General features: G+C 59.7%; 14 protein-coding genes and 3 pseudogenes. 5 read left to right on the forward strand and 12 right to left on the reverse strand.

Features of this window, described 5'->3' with window-relative positions:
- Positions 1-12 precede the first annotated feature (12 nt).
- Positions 13-915 carry a DMT family transporter gene (locus tag ACXPVS_RS01495; RefSeq protein ID WP_458508333.1) on the reverse strand — a complete coding sequence of 301 codons (903 nt, stop codon included), beginning with the start codon at positions 913-915 and terminating at the stop codon, positions 13-15.
- Positions 916-1053: 138 nt separating this feature from the next.
- Here ACXPVS_RS01495 and ACXPVS_RS01500 point away from each other — a divergent pair, with 138 nt between their 5' ends.
- Positions 1054-1929, forward strand: coding sequence for a helix-turn-helix domain-containing protein (locus ACXPVS_RS01500; RefSeq protein WP_458508334.1), 876 nt, complete (start codon positions 1054-1056; stop codon positions 1927-1929).
- Between the two features lie 7 nt (positions 1930-1936).
- On the opposite strand, the gene ACXPVS_RS01505 is transcribed toward ACXPVS_RS01500, so the two are convergent.
- The 8 genes from ACXPVS_RS01505 to ACXPVS_RS01540 all read right to left on the reverse strand — a co-directional run bounded on the left by ACXPVS_RS01505 (position 1937) and on the right by ACXPVS_RS01540 (position 10012).
- The gene (locus ACXPVS_RS01505) at positions 1937-4366 is read right to left on the reverse strand and encodes a TonB-dependent siderophore receptor (RefSeq protein WP_458508335.1); all 2430 of its coding nucleotides are present in this window, start codon (positions 4364-4366) and stop codon (positions 1937-1939) included.
- A gap of 113 nt (positions 4367-4479) precedes the next feature.
- On the reverse strand, positions 4480-5469 hold the full coding sequence (locus ACXPVS_RS01510; protein WP_458508336.1) for a FecR family protein: 990 nt from the start codon (positions 5467-5469) through the stop codon (positions 4480-4482).
- Entirely contained in the window at positions 5466-6029 is a 564-nt protein-coding gene (locus tag ACXPVS_RS01515) for an RNA polymerase sigma factor (protein WP_458508337.1), read from the reverse strand. Before ACXPVS_RS01515 ends, ACXPVS_RS01510 begins: the two co-directional genes overlap by 4 nt.
- A 4-nt stretch (positions 6030-6033) precedes the next feature.
- Positions 6034-6360, reverse strand: a complete 327-nt coding sequence (locus ACXPVS_RS01520) for a DUF3325 domain-containing protein (protein ID WP_458508338.1) — start codon at positions 6358-6360, stop codon at positions 6034-6036.
- Positions 6361-7941, reverse strand: a complete 1581-nt coding sequence (locus ACXPVS_RS01525; protein WP_458508339.1) for a PepSY-associated TM helix domain-containing protein — start codon at positions 7939-7941, stop codon at positions 6361-6363.
- A complete protein-coding gene (locus ACXPVS_RS01530; RefSeq protein WP_458508340.1) occupies positions 7938-8243 on the reverse strand; it encodes a DUF3649 domain-containing protein in 306 nt (101 codons plus the stop codon). Before ACXPVS_RS01530 ends, ACXPVS_RS01525 begins: the two co-directional genes overlap by 4 nt.
- 200 nt (positions 8244-8443) lie before the next feature.
- Entirely contained in the window at positions 8444-8851 is a 408-nt protein-coding gene (locus ACXPVS_RS01535; RefSeq protein WP_458508341.1) for an HPF/RaiA family ribosome-associated protein, read from the reverse strand.
- 213 nt (positions 8852-9064) lie between these two features.
- Positions 9065-10012, reverse strand: a complete 948-nt coding sequence (locus ACXPVS_RS01540) for a LysR substrate-binding domain-containing protein (RefSeq protein ID WP_458508342.1) — start codon at positions 10010-10012, stop codon at positions 9065-9067.
- A gap of 135 nt (positions 10013-10147) precedes the next feature.
- Between ACXPVS_RS01540 and ACXPVS_RS01545 the strand changes: the two genes are divergently transcribed.
- The 3 genes and pseudogenes from ACXPVS_RS01545 to ACXPVS_RS01555 all read left to right on the forward strand — a co-directional run bounded on the left by ACXPVS_RS01545 (position 10148) and on the right by ACXPVS_RS01555 (position 12270).
- Positions 10148-11524 (forward strand): L-serine ammonia-lyase, encoded by a 1377-nt coding sequence (locus ACXPVS_RS01545; protein WP_458508343.1) that lies wholly within the window; start codon positions 10148-10150, stop codon positions 11522-11524.
- Positions 11525-11590: 66 nt separating this feature from the next.
- Positions 11591-11713, forward strand: a pseudogene (locus ACXPVS_RS01550) (HAAAP family serine/threonine permease); the annotation flags it as partial.
- Positions 11714-11946: 233 nt separating this feature from the next.
- Positions 11947-12270: a DUF3509 domain-containing protein gene (locus ACXPVS_RS01555; protein WP_458508344.1), complete on the forward strand. Its 324-nt coding sequence runs from the start codon at positions 11947-11949 to the stop codon at positions 12268-12270.
- Here ACXPVS_RS01555 and ACXPVS_RS01560 read toward each other — a convergent pair.
- Complete coding sequence (locus tag ACXPVS_RS01560) at positions 12267-12767, reverse strand: phosphate-starvation-inducible protein PsiE (RefSeq protein ID WP_458508345.1); 501 nt, start codon at positions 12765-12767, stop codon at positions 12267-12269. The two genes, ACXPVS_RS01555 and ACXPVS_RS01560, sit on opposite strands and share 4 nt — an antisense overlap.
- Positions 12768-13045: 278 nt before the next feature.
- Here ACXPVS_RS01560 and ACXPVS_RS01565 point away from each other — a divergent pair.
- A pseudogene (locus ACXPVS_RS01565) lies at positions 13046-13300 on the forward strand (YebG family protein); the annotation flags it as partial.
- 162 nt (positions 13301-13462) lie between these two features.
- Here the strand turns inward: ACXPVS_RS01565 and ACXPVS_RS01570 are convergent.
- Together ACXPVS_RS01570 and ACXPVS_RS01575 are read right to left on the reverse strand one after the other, a co-directional pair.
- Positions 13463-13615 (reverse strand): annotated as a pseudogene (locus tag ACXPVS_RS01570) (2-oxo acid dehydrogenase subunit E2); the annotation flags it as partial.
- A 17-nt stretch (positions 13616-13632) separates the two neighbouring features.
- The gene (locus tag ACXPVS_RS01575) at positions 13633-14652 is read right to left on the reverse strand and encodes a Glu/Leu/Phe/Val dehydrogenase dimerization domain-containing protein (protein WP_458508346.1); all 1020 of its coding nucleotides are present in this window, start codon (positions 14650-14652) and stop codon (positions 13633-13635) included.
- Between the last annotated feature and the right edge of the window lie 113 nt (positions 14653-14765).

The following is a 14765-nucleotide window of genomic DNA, read 5'->3' on the forward strand; positions in this document are numbered from 1 at the left end:
TTAACCACACCTTCACGCCAGTTTGCCGCTCCCTTGCACTATCGACGCCTTGGGCTTACGAAACACCAGCACATTGCCCAGCATCACCAGTACCAAACCCATCAAGGCGGGCGCGGTCCATTGATAGCCTTCGGCATACGCCGACACGTTCAGCGCCACGATGGGGAACAGTACGGTGCAATAAGCTGCGCGTTCCGGCCCCATCCGTCCGACCAACGTCAGGTAGGCAGTGAAACCGATCACCGAACCCGGAATGACCAGGTACAGCAGCGAGCCGATGTAGCGCGCATTCCATTCCATGTCGAACGGAATGCCCTTGACCAGGCACCAAACCGACAACATCGCCGCGCCATAAGCCATGCCCCAGGCGTTGGTGGTCAGCGGCTTCAGCCCCGCCTTCTGCTGCAAACTCGACAGCATATTACCGGCCGAGAAACACAGGGTGCCGAGCAATGCCAAGCCCAACCCGAGCAAGGTTTGCGGGCTCGCGGTGTGGCCCGCCACCTCAGGCCAGAACAATAGGCCAAGCCCAAGCAGCCCCAGCGCCCCCCCCATCAGCACATTGCGAGCGACTTTCTGGCCGAAGAACACGCGAGCATTGAGTGCGTTCCACAACGTGGCGGTAGAAAACACCACCGCGACCAAACCGCTGGGGATCCACTGGCTGGCGGTCAGAAAACACATGAAGTTGATGCAGAACAGGCACAATCCCTGCGCCACGCAGATCAAATGCCCGCGACGGTTCATCACTTGCAGGCGGCGACTCAGCAGCAGCATCACGAACAGCACCAACGCGGCGAGGCCGAAGCGATAGACGATCGACACCGGAATCGCCACCACGCCCAATTGCCATTTCAAGGCAATCCAGGTGGTGCCCCAGATCAGCACGGTCAGCAGATACAACGAAAGGTTCATGACAAAGACTCCTGGATAGGCCTTCAGTGTCCTGCGCCCAGGCCTTTCGCACTTGCATAAACTTGCGCTTTTGTCGGGCCACAGGCTGGCAGCAGAACGGCTACGGAGTAGGATGCAAGGCGTCGGAGAGAACCAATCATGGCCGCACTGCAAACCCTGCAAGTCTTTCAAGCCCTCAACCGCTCGCCCAATGCTCGCCTGGAGCACAGCGCCGAGCTCGGTGACGGCATGGCTGCGGCTTTGTGGAGCAACCATCACGACGCCCAGGACTACGAAGCGCCGAGTCATCACACCCTGTCCTGTTACATCGCCGGCGGCACCGGCACGTTTCGCCGCGACCAGCCCGGCACCAAGGGCGGCCCCGACAAGCTGTGCATCCTGCCGGCCGAGCATCAATCGGGCTGGGTGATCAACGGCGACATTCGCCTGGCCCACGTGTATTTCAGCCCCGAACAATTCGCCCTCGGCTGCGTTACTTTGCTGGACCGCGAACCTCGCGAGCTGCAACTGCGCGAAGCCACCTTTCTGGACGACCCGGCGCAAGCCCGGCGCTTTCGGCAAATGCTCACACTCAACTGGGACGAGCCCGGCGAACGCGTGCTCACCAGCAGCCTGGCCCATGAAATGCTCAGCCACGTTTTGCTCGGTCAGGTTGGAATGCGTGAGGGCTTGCGGCTTAAAGGTGGATTGGCTGCGCATCAGCGACGGCAATTGGTGGCGTTCATCGACACTCAGTTGGCCGAGGCCATCAGCTTGGGCCAGTTGGCGGCGTTGTGTGCGCTATCCGAATACCACTTTGCTCGGATGTTTCGCGAGAGCTTTGGGTTGCCGCCGCATCAGTATGTATTGGCACGGCGACTGAGCCGGGCGCGGGAGTTGTTGCGTTCGACGTCGCAGCCGCTGGGGGAGATTGCGTTGGCGTGCGGCTTTGCCAGTGCGAGTCATTTCACCCATCGGTTTCGGCAGGCATTGGGCGCAACGCCCGGCGGGTATCGCCAGGCGTTTTTGCGCTAACGCCGCCTCAGAACGCCAACGTGCTCGAAAGCGAAATCTGCCGCGACTCCCCCATCGACACAAAGAACCGACTCGCCGCCGAGGTGTAGTAGGTTCGGTCAAACACGTTCTTCACGTTGAGCTGGAACTTGACCTGCTGCCCTTCGACTTTGGTGTCGTAAGTGGCGAATGCATCCGCCACGGTGTAGCTCGGTAAGTCGAAATCGTTCACGGCATTACCCGCTCGCTCACCGACATAACGCGCACCCGCGCCAAGCCGCAACTGATCCCCCCCGACGATGGTGCCAACGTCATAAACCGCCGACAGCGAGCCACTATGCTTCGCTACGTTTTGCAGTTTTTTGCCTTTGTAGGTCGGGTCGTCGGTGACTTCGGCGTCGGTGTAGGCATAGCTGCCGATCATGCTCCAGCGATCACTCAGTTGACCGCTCAGGTCCACTTCCAGACCACGGGAACGCACTTCACCGGCGGCGCTGTAGACCGTCACGGGACCTTCAGAATTGGCCACCAGCACGTTACGTTTTTTGATGTCGAACAGCGCGACGTTACCCGTCACGCGACCCGGCATATCCAGCTTGACGCCGATTTCCCAAGACTTGGCTTCTTCCGGCGCAACGCTGCCGTCCAGCACAGTGCTGCTGCCGCTCAAGGGTGCGATGGTCGAGTTGGGTTTGAACGACTCGGTGTAGCTGCCATAGAACGACAATTCATCGGTGTAGCGATACACCAGACCGGCGCGAGGCACCCATTTCTGGCCGTTGCTGTCGGTGTTGGCCTTGAACGGCACGCCTTTACCGGCGTACTGGTCGTATGCCTGGAAGCGCCCGCCGGCCACCAGAATCCATTGATCGGTCAGGTGGATCGAGTCCTGGAGGAAGATCGAGTCGCTGCGCAGTTCATCGGTCTGCGCGCTGTCCGCCGGGCTGACGGTGGTCCCGGCGACTTCACGGCCGTAAACCGGGTTGACGTAACTGAAGGTGCTCAGGCTTTTCTGGCGGATCAGGTCTTCGCGGTAGATCTTGCGGTGCTCATCATCGACGCCGAACACCAGGTCATGTTTCATCCCCGCGAGCGGGATGTTGCCTTCAAGGCTGGCGGTGGTGAAGCGGTCGGTGCTGATGGCGTTCTGAGTGCCGTCCATGTTGCGGGTCAGGGTGCCTTTGTTGGTGTCGATGGCGGTGATGCGCACTTGGCTGGCGTCGTAGGTTTCACGATTCCAGCTGTAGCCGAAGTGGGCTTTCCAGTTGTCGTTGAGCTCGTGATCGGCCTCGAAGTGATACAGGTCCGAGCGGCCTTCCATGTTGTTGAAGGGTTCGTCGAGGCGACGCTCGCGGGAGATGTCCAGCGGATGGTTGTCACGCGGGTCGATGATCGTGCCGCGGTCGAACGGGGTCAGAAACTCGCGGTGTTCGTAGGAGAACAGCAGCTTGGTACTTTCGCCGAACCAGGCCAGTGACGGTGCTACCAATGTCTCGCGGTGAGTACCGAAGTTGCGCCAGTAATCTTCGTCTTCGTGGTCCAGGACCATGCGATACGCCAACCCGGAGTCACCCAACGCGCCAGTGCTGTCGAGGCCGCCACCGCTGCCGTTTTTGCCGTCGCCATAGGTCGAGCCACGCAGGGTCAACGCGTTGTACTGCTCAAGCTCGGGTTTCTTGCTGACCATGTTGACCACGCCGCCCGGGTCTTGAATGCCATAAAGAAGCGAGGCCGGGCCCTTGAGCACTTCGACCCGGTCCACGGTCGCATTCATGCCACGGCCCTGCACGATCGGCATGCCGTCGCGCATGATCGAGCCGTTACGGTTGTCGCCGAAACCGCGAGTCATCACCGAGTCCTGAGTGCTCGCCAGTGTGTTGCCTTGAGTAATACCGCTGACGTTGGCCAGCGCGTCATCCAGATTGCGCGGCGCTTGATCACGGATGGCCTGAGCCGGAACCACGTTGACGGTCTGCGCAATTTCCTGAAGCAAGGCCGATGAGCGCATCACCGAACTGGTGGGCGGTGGCTGATAGCTCATGGATTGATCGGCCACCGAGGTGATGGTGGTCGCGCCCAGGTTCAAGGCACCCTCGGTAGGCAACGGCTCCAGCACCCAAGTGCGGCCGTCGGAGCGACGGAAGGTGAACCCCGAACCGCTGAGCAAACGCTGCATTGCCTGTTCGGCGCTCAACTGCCCATTGATCGCCGGGGCGGTTAGGCCGTACGGCGCCTCATCGGTGTAGATGACGCTGACGCCGGTGATCCGACTGAAGTCGCTCAAGGCCTGAGGCAGCGGTTTGGCCGCCATTGCGAAGCTGAACTGCGCACTCTGTCGGGCACTGCCGGCCTCAGCCGCCACCGCCACACTCAACGGCAGCAATGCCAACGCCGAAAAGCTCAAGGCACACGTACCCAACCATTGTTTGACCGAACCCGACTTTGCCCTGGACTTCATTGCTCATGACCTGTGTAGAACCTACTGGATGCGAATGACTCGCAGTTTCAGTCACTACACGGATGGCGCTGGGGTTTACCTCACCAAAATTGTGAAAAAAATTTAGCATTGCCTCAACGCAAAATAATCAGATGCCCCAAAACCTTGCGTTGCTCAAACCCCAACACCCCCTGCAACGAACTCAACACCGCTTGCGGATCCTTGCTCGCAAAGCTGCCACTGACCCGCCGCGCCGCGAGTTCATCGTTGAGCAGCACAATCCGTCCTGGGTAATAACGCCCAAGGTCTTGCACCACGTCGGCGAGTGTCATTTTGTAGTAATTGAGCCATCCCTGACGCCACGCCAATTGCGCTTCGCTGTCGATCGCATGGAGTTTTTCCGCCGACCCCTCGCCATAGGCCACTTGCTGGCCAGCGATGAGGATTTGTTGCGCGGCGTGTTTGTCCGCCGTCACACCCACCCGTCCGGACAACACCGTGACCTGAGCGCCGTGCGGTTGCAGACGCACTTCGAACTGAGTCCCCAGCACCCGCACCTGGCCTTTTTCAGCGTCCACCACAAACGGCTCGCCGGTGTGGGTCACGCTGAAAAATCCAGCGCCGCGCCGCAGTTGAACGCGCCGCTCGCCACGACTGAAATCCACCGCAATCGCGCTGTCAGCATCAAGCGTGACTTGCGACTGATCCGCCAACGTGACGGTGCGAATTTCCCCCGGTGCCGACACATAGTCCGCGCCCAGATCATCCACCCAGCGCGACGGGTGCCAGCCAGCACCGACGCCGATCATCAGCACCAGACACGCGGCCATCGCCAACGCACCGGCCCAACGCCGAACACGGGTACGGCGCGAGCGATTCATGGCGTTGAGGTAACCCTGCAAGGCAAACGCGTCTTCATCGGCCAGCGTTCGGGCCGGTGTTTCGGTCAACGCCCACACCCCTTGCGCCTGGGCGTAAGCCTCGGCATGGGCGGGGTCGGCCTGTAACCAATGACTGAAGGTGGCCTGATCGCCGCTGCTGGGCTGGTCATGCAACAGACTTAGCCAGGCGAAGGCCGCCTGCTCCTGAGCAGGCGTCGGGATGACGCGTTCGGTGTTGTTCACAGTGCTTTCCCTGGCGTGCGCGGATCGGGTTCCCGCAGGCTGGCCTTGCAAGCCTCGAGGGCGCGCATCATATGTTTTTCCACGGCGCTTTGGGACAAAGCCATGACCTTCGCGATGTCGGCGTATTTGCGCCCGTGAATACGGTTGAGCAAAAAAATCTGCCGTGTACGCTCAGGCAGCGCACGCAACGCCGCTTCGACGTGACGCAAGTCGTTACCCGCCTCCAACGCGGCTTGCGGTTCGCTGCCGTGGCTGTCCGGTTGATCCGGTATCCAGCCCTCGTTGACCCGCACCCGCGTGCCTTCGCTGCGCAAATGGTCGATGGCGATATTGCCGGCGCAACGCAACAGGTAAGTGCTGAGCTCTTCGACCTGCACCAGCGGTCGACGCCAGAAGCGCAGGAACAAGTCCTGCACCAGATCCGCGGCCGTCGCCCGACACCCAACTCGTCGGCTCACCAGCGCTTCCATTTGCGAACGCTGGGAAAGGAACACCCGCAGGAAATGCGCACGCGCACCGCGATGTTCATCGTCATCGGATTCCGGTGGACGGGTGATCATCGGGTCAGCCCTTTGCAAACACGGCGACGGGACTGGTGAGTAGACTCAATCCGGCCAACACCAGGGCCAGGCGCGGGCGATACGGCATCAACAACACCAGCAGCAAAGCGCTGAGCATCAACACCGCAAACCACTCGACCAATCCACGTCCCCAGCCCGTCGACGACACCGCAGCCCACAGCGATAACGCCAGCAACAACCAGCCACTGAGTTTCATTCCCTGGCGGCGACGGGCCGAGGACTTGCGCCCCAACAGTTCGGCATGCTTGCGATCCATCGATAAACAGAGCGCGGTGAAACCGCCATAGCACAGCAACAACGCCAGGAACATTCAGTGCGCCTCTTGCTCAAGCATTATCGATTTCGCCCGCGCTCGGGTGACGAGTCCAGTCTGCCCCGCGCGCTGCATTTTCCACGCAGCCCACGCGAAAAACAGACCACTGCCCAGGCACGTCAGATCGAAACCGGCCATGGCCCAATCGCCCTGAATCAGCGTGACGCCCAAGTGATAAGGCGTGGTCAGTGCGTTCAGCAGCGGCACCGCACAGAACAGCAACGCCGCCAGCGCCAACTGTTCGACCCACGCGGCACGACCACGGCGGACCATGGCGTGCAACACACTCAAGCCCCAGACGATGAAGAAGCTGTTCACCTCCCAGTCCGCCCGCCCGGCCATTCCGACCGGCAACAATCGATTGGCCCAGAAGAACGCCGCCACCGCGACCATCAACCCCGACATGCTGGCGATATTCAGGATGTCTACCAGTCGCAACTCAAACGGCACCACGGCGCTCTTCGCATGTTTGAGCTGACGCTTGCCGAGCCAGATCACCAGCCCGGTTCCGATCATCGCGGTGCCCGCCAAGCCAAAAATGAAGTACAGCCAGCGCAATACCGGGCCGGCGAAATGGCCCATGTGCAAGCCGTAGAAACCGCCGGCAATGGCCATTGGCAATGCTTGCTTGGGCGTTGCGCTGAGGAGTTGCCCGGTCACGCCATTGAATGTCAACGCGTTGCCAAAGTCGTGGACCACTCGGTCGGCGCCGTCACGCGCAAGAATCACCGAGGCATTCGCATCACCCGGATTGTTCACTGTCAGCCACCCGGTTCGTCCGCCCGACCACTGCTCGGTGGCCCGTTCCAGCAGCGGTGCCAACGGAATCAACTGGCCCGGCTTGCCTGCCATTTCGGGCGAACTGGACGCCGTAAACACCTCATCGTAAAACGCCTCGACATCACCTTTGTACGCGGCAAGGATGCTCGCTGGCATCACCATCGACATGAAAATCACCAGGCTGCTGTAAGTGATCATCAAATGAAAGGGCAACACCAGAACACCCACCGCGTTGTGCCCGTCGAGCCAGGAGCGCTGGCCCTTGCGCGGGCGGAAGGTGAAGAAGTCCTTGAAGATTTTCTTGTGGGTGATGATCCCGCTGATCAGCGCGACGAACATCACCATCGCTGCGATCGTCGACAGCCAGCGCCCCCACGGGTAGGGCATCTGCAGTTGAAAGTGGAAGCGGTAAAAGAACTCGCCACCGCGTGTGTCCCGGCCCTGCACTTCTGCGCCGGTTTGCGGATCGAGGAGTTTTTCGGTGAACTGACCGCGCACGCCGGGCTTCGCCGATGCTTGCTGCCACCTCACCGACAGCCCGGGTTCGCGAGCATCCGGTAAATCGATGAGCCATCGCGAGGCGCCCGCAGCGTGCCGTTCAAGGTAGTGCTGGGCCAGGGTCAGAGTGGCTTCGGAGGACAGCGAACGGGCGGGGATTTCCGGCTGCATCCAGTGGCTGATCTCATCCTTGAAGTAGGCGAGAGTGCCGGTCAGGAAAATCGCGAACAGCAGCCAGCCAAAGATCAACCCGGCCCAGGTGTGCAACCAGGCCATGGCCTGTCGAAAGCCCTCTTTCATGAGTGCCCCATCCAGTAAGCCAGCCCCGACACCGCCGCCAAAACCACGCTTGGCACGATCAATCCGAACCAGGCGTGCCACGCACTGCGACAGGCAAAGCACCAGAGCACGGCGACCAGATACACCAGAAACGAGGTCATCATCCCGGCGACCACCGCTTCGCCACGAGCCATGGGCAGCCACATCGTCAGGCTGACACTGGCCAATGCCGCGACGAAGTACCCCCCCAGCACGGCGGCCAACACTCGGGAAGTGACGGCCAGTCGGTAGGAAACGGGGAGCGCAGCGATTTTGCCTTTCATGTTTCGACCTTGAAACGGGTGAAGCCTCGTGAACGTCACGGGGCTAACAAGATCGCAATACTAATGATAAATATTCTCATATGCAAAATAGATCCGACGGAGTCGGTGTTACTGCCGTCAGCGGTCAGTCAGCACAAACAAGAACGGGCCTGCATAAGCAGACCCGTTTGTCGGTGAAAAGGTAAAAAATTAATCAGGCTTCAACCGTTTTGTACAGCCTGTTCGTTCTCGAGAAACTCGTCTTCCAGCAACGCATCGGCAGCGACTCTCTCGAACGGCACCACAGCGGCACGTGGTTTGCCCCGCAGTTTGCCGAACAGGTGCTCAAGCGCATGTTCAAGTTTTTCGGCCGCACCGTCGATCGCCAGTTCCAGGCTTGCGGCTTTATGGGTCACAGAAATCGGTTGGTGGCCTTTTGGCCGAGCTTCCAGCTGACAGCGCATGTCATGGGGACCGGGCTTGTCGCCGTTCTCATCCCGCAGATGAACCTCGACGCGTGTCAGATCCTCTTCATAACGTTCAAGCGTGCTCTCAATGGTAGTACGTACCCACTCCTCCAGTCGGATGCTGCTTTGAATATGGTTATCGCTGTTGACTTGGATTTGCATAGTTCATCCCTTATTTCAGCTAGCTCGCGAGAGGCACATCGGCTGGCACGTGGGCGTCATCACCGTGTCCTCTTACTTACACAATCGGTCTGCTCGCAGAACAATTCAACCCCTAGAAAAAGATAAATTTTCATACGCAAAAAAAGCCGGACAAGGAGCAAAAGCGCTGTTACTGTCGGGAGTTTGGTCGCCTGACTCTTTTGTCACAATTGCTCACATCTGCCGCTCCGCCAGCGGATGCAGGCTTCGAAAAATCCCCGCCTCTTCCACCAGCCAGTCATGCACCGCACGCACGCCCGGATGGCTCAGCGCCCCCGGCGCATAGAGCAGCACGTAACGCTTGTGATTGGGCACCGCCAAGCCAAACGGCACGATCAACGTCCCACGCTCCAACTCATCGTTCAGCAAGGTTCGTCGCGCAATTGCCACGCCCATCCCGGCAATCGCCGCTTCGATAGTCAGGTGATTGCGATTGAAGGTGTGCCCGCGCCGCACGTCCGCACCTTCGAAGCCGATGGTATTGAGGTAGAACTCCCACTCTGCATACTCGTAACTGCCGCGCCAGGCGGTGATGTCGTGCAGCAATGGGAAATGCATCAGGTCCGCCGGGCCATGCAGCGGCGGCCGGCCGCGCAACAGGCTTGGGGCGCAGACCGGGAAGATCTGCTCGTCGAGCAAGGTTGTCGATAACAAACCGGGATAGCTGCCGTCATTCAGGTCGATGGCCAAATCGAAGTCGCCTTCGTGTAATGGCACGCTGCTGTCCTCAGCCACCAGGCGCAATTGAATGTCCGGAAAGCGCTGCTGCAAACGTGGCAGTCGTGGTGTCAGCCATTTACTCAGGAACGATGGAATCGAGCGCACCCGCAAAATCCCGCTAATCATTCCGGCGTCCAGTCGTCGCAATTCCGCATCGATGCTGCCGTAAGCCTCGTTGACCGTGATGGCCAGTCGCTGGCCTTCGGCACTCAATTCCACACCCCGAGCACGACGGTGAAACAAGCGAAAACCCAGCCGCTCTTCCAGCTGTCGTATTTGCTGACTGACCGCACCCGGCGTGATGTGCAGTTCTTCGGCGCAACGGGTGAATGACAAGTGCCGCGCGGCACAGGAAAACACGTGCAGCCAGACGTAAGTCTGGGCGTGCAATTGGCGACTCATTGTTTAGTCCTGCTAAAGGCTGTCTTAGGAAGTTTCGTTGGTCACGTAGGACCGAGGTAGGCAGTATCGCCGACATTGCGCTTGTCCTACAAAAATGGCAGCGATTCCTCTTCCATTGCGTGTATAGGCTTTAGCATGGCTATCAGTGTTTTCGATCTCTTCAAAGTCGGCATCGGTCCGTCCAGTTCCCATACCGTCGGCCCAATGCGCGCCGCCGCGACCTTCGCCCAAGCCCTGATTGACCAACAATTGCTGGCTGACGTACGGCGGGTAGAAATCCGACTTTATGGCTCGCTGTCGGCGACCGGCGTCGGTCACGCCACCGACCGCGCCTGCGTCATGGGTCTGATGGGCGAGTGGCCGGACAGCATCGATCCCACGTCCATCGACAGTCGAGTCCAGACCCTGCGCGAAACCGGCGAACTGTCTCTGGCGGGCAAAACCACCATCGCCTTCAACTGGCAACGCGACCTCCTGCTGCTCGACGAGAGCCTGCCCTATCACCCCAATGCGATGTCCCTGACAGCCTTTGGCGAAACCGGTGAGTTGTGGGAGCAAACGTACTATTCGATTGGTGGCGGTTTCATCATCGAAGCGGCCGAAGCCGAGTCCGGCATCGCGCCAATCAGCGAGGTAGTGCTGCCGTATGATTTTTCCAGCGCCGCCGAACTGCTCAGGCTCTGCAACCTGCACGGTCTGCGCGTTTCCGAGTTGATGATGGCCAATGAACTGGCCTGGCGCAGCGAAGCCGAAATCCGTCAGGGGCTACTGCACATTTGGTCGGTGATGCGCGAATGCGTCGAGCAAGGGCTGCGCCATGAAGGCATCCTGCCCGGCGGTCTGAATGTTCCGCGTCGCGCGGCGAAATTGCACCGCAGCCTGCTGGAAATCGGCAAGCCGAATGTCATCACCTCCACGCTGTCGGCCATGGAGTGGGTCAACCTGTTTGCCCTCGCCGTGAACGAGGAAAACGCAGCGGGCGGGCGCATGGTCACGGCGCCGACCAACGGCGCGGCGGGGATCATTCCGGCAGTGCTGCATTACTACATGAAATTTAACCCGGACGCGTCGGACGATGACGTGGTGGCGTTCTTTTTGGGCGCTGCGGCTGTAGGCATTCTCTGCAAGAAAAACGCGTCTATCTCCGGCGCCGAAGTTGGCTGCCAGGGCGAAGTGGGCTCCGCCTGCGCCATGGCCGCCGCCGGGCTGGCAGACGTGCTCGGCGCCACGCCCGAGCAACTGGAAAACGCCGCCGAAATCGGCCTGGAACACAACCTCGGCCTGACCTGCGACCCGGTTGGCGGCCTGGTGCAAGTGCCGTGCATCGAGCGCAATGCGATTGCCGCCGTGAAAGCGATCAACGCCACGCAAATGGCCCTGCGCGGCGACGGCAAACACTTCATTTCCCTGGACCGGGTCATCCGCACCATGCGCGATACCGGCGCCGACATGCACGACAAATACAAAGAGACTTCACGGGGCGGCCTGGCTGTTAGCTGGGTGGAATGCTGAGGAGCATTCCCTGACCGCCCGCAACACGTGAGCCCGAGCAAGAACAATAACGACGCCAAACGATGACCGATGTACGCCATCCGTCGAGTGCCAGCCTTGCGCCAGTACTCAGGTCAGGCCTCGAACGTGTTCGTAGTGTTGATCGGTTTGATTGCACTGTCTGCGATCATCTACTCATTCATGCCCTGAAACGGGCAGATAAAAAGAAGGCGGGCTGTAGTGCCCGCCTCTGTTTTTGCCGTGTCTATTGTTCGACAATTTTTCCGGCATGCCCTTTGCTGTGCCTATGGAGCAGCCTTCGGCAGCGCCTACGTTGCACGGGTGAAAGTCCAGGAACATGGAATGCCGATGGTCTGGTGTTGCGAACTAATCCCGATCACGGCGGGTCAACAACTGCACGTTCAATCAGGCGGTAACGCATCATGGACAATCCTTTTCAGCTCATTACCGATGCTTTTGCACCGGACTATCAGATCAACCTGAGCATTCAGGGTCTGGATGGCAGCATCATGCTGACCCTGTCCAACAGCGGTCATGTGGTCGCCAAACGGATGATCAGCGCGGAACAACGCAATGACCCCCAGCGCCTCAAACGCCTGGTGCAAAGCATTCAATTCGGCATTGCCATCGAACAGGGGCACAGCGCCGTGGCCATCCTCGAAGCCATGACCGACGGCGACAATTGCAACCGTAACCTGCCGCCGCCCCACATCAAGGGCCACAGCCGGTCAGCCATGGGGCTTTAAAGCTCGCCCTTCTCCACGTCGGGATGCTCACCGGAACCCGCACCGATCTTGCGTTGCGGGTGTTCGATTTTCACCGAAGGGAATTGCGACGAGGCGTAACGCACCACCAGAATCGCAAATGCCAGCAGCAGAATCCCGCCGCACAGGTAGATGATCCCAAGGTCTGGCGGATTGTGGTGCGAGACGTTGGAGATCAGCAGTCGCGTCAACGCGGTGATCGCCACGTAGATCAGGAAGCGCACCGGCATGTGATTGGTCTTGAAATAAATCCCGACCATCGCCCCCAGTTCCAGGTAGATGAACAACAGCAAGATGTCATCGATCTTGATGTGCCCTGCCTCGATCATCTGCAAAAACTCCATCACCGCCGCCCACGCGGTGACGGCACCGATGGCGAACAGCGCCAGGTAGTGGAAGGTCTCGACGAACAGATTGCCCAGAGACTCGGCCAGTTGATGCACGTTCTGCCGCAGTTTCTCGGCCCAGTTGATTTTCACGGTGATTCTTCCTTAGCTCGGTTCGAGCGGATGATGCGGGTTTGACGTGACGGTTGTTCTGCATGCAGAAAAAAGGCCAGAGGCGCCTGTCACATGATGGCGAGGTGCTCTAAAACGTGCTCCGTGGCGTTTGGTCGCACCTGCATCTCACAAACCCTGATTTCGGTCTACATTAAAAAGCCACTACCCAAAGCGCAGGGATTCGCTTATCCTTTTCGCTGTATATAAATACAGTAGTCGAATAAGACAACTTAATGTGAAGGCATGTGAGGTGGTAAATGGCCGTCGAAGTGGTATACCGCAGCAGCCGAGATCTGGAGCGCTTGTTCATGGATAAAGCCGAAGCTGACCGTCATGACAAAATGCTCGAACTGGCCGAATTGCTGGCTGAAGTGTTGCAAAAAGCCGTTCCGTCCCTGACCGAACAGCAAGTGGAAGAAGCCGGGATCTACATGGCGAAGAACCGCGATGTGTTCGCCAAGGCGTTCAAGAGCCAGCCGGATGCTCTGTCGGAACTGCTGAACGCGCCTGCTGAAGTCGTTGAAAAGGCCGCCCCTGTTGAGGCGCCTGAACCTGTTGAAGTCGCTGAGCCGACCAAGCCAGCCAAAGCCCTCAAGGCAGCCAAGTAAGCAACGCCCGAATTGAATAGGCCCTGAGTCGAATGGCTCAGGGCCTTTTTCATGCCTGCGAAAAACCTAAGCTTCCGGTTGTTCCAGCGCCTCGACCAGCGCCTTGAAGAAACGCGCCGCCTCACCCCCCGTCACCACGCGATGATCGAAGGTCAGGGACAGCGGCAGGACCGGATGCACCACCACTGCGCTATCGACCGCCACCGGTTCGTCGCGAATCCTTCGTCGATTCAACCTCATCGATACAGCACTTTCTCCGCCAACGCGTCAGCCACTCGGGCCGGCGAGCGTTTTTCCGCTTGGGCATGGGCGAAGACTTCGGTCAGCCGGGAGCTGATTTTCGACAGGTGTGCGGTGATGGTCGTGAGCTCTTCGCCGCGGTGTTTGAGCGAAACGTAGATCAGCCCGCCTGAATTGATCACGTAATCCGGTGCATACAGAATGCCCCGCCGCTCCAGTTGATCGGCGACTTCCAGATGGGTCAGTTGGTTGTTTGCCGAACCGGCCACCGCCGCGCAGCGCAATTGCGCCACGCTGTGGCTGTTGAGCACGCCACCGAGACCGCAGGGCGCAAGAATGTCGCAAGGGGTGCTGAGCAGCGCGTCGTTGGCGATCGGGTGAGCGCCGAGTTGCTCCATCGCCAATTGCACTTTGCCGTGATCGATGTCACTGACCAGCAGCTCGGCACCGGCGGCGTGCAGTTGTTCGGCGAGGGCATAACCAACGTTGCCGAGCCCTTGAATCGCCACTCGCAGGCCTTCGAGGTTATCGCTGCCCAGCCGGGCCATGGCGGTGGCACGAATACCGGTGAACACGCCCATCGCCGCGTGCGGTGCCGGGTCGCCCGCCGAGGTGGTGCTGGTGACGTGCTGGGTCTGTTGGGCGATGCAATCCATGTCCGCCACCGAGGTGCCGCTGTCGATGGCGGTGACGTAGCGGCCATCGAGCTGATTGATGCAACGCCCGAAGGCTTCGAATAGCGCGCCGCGGTTTTCCACATGGACCGGGCGAACAATCACCGCCACGCCGCCGCCCTGAGCCAGACCGGCCAGCGCCGCCTTGTAACTCATGCCTTGGGCAAGGCGCACTGCATCCTCGACGGCGGACTCGTCGCTCGGATAGGCAAGGTAACGACACCCGCCCAGGGCAGGCCCCAGACGGCTGTTATGAATGGCAATGACCGCCTTCAACCCGGTGACCGGGTCGACGCTCAGATGCAGCGATTCAAGGCGAGTGCTTTGCATGAGAGCGAACATCGTAGGGCTCCCGAATCACTTCTTGTAGTCGCCAGTATAGGCTTGCACGCGAAAATTGCAGAAGCGCACCGGAATAAGCGACGCCGTCATACAGACTTTCGGACATAACCTGC

The organism is Pseudomonas sp. Ma2-10 (assembly GCF_054330215.1).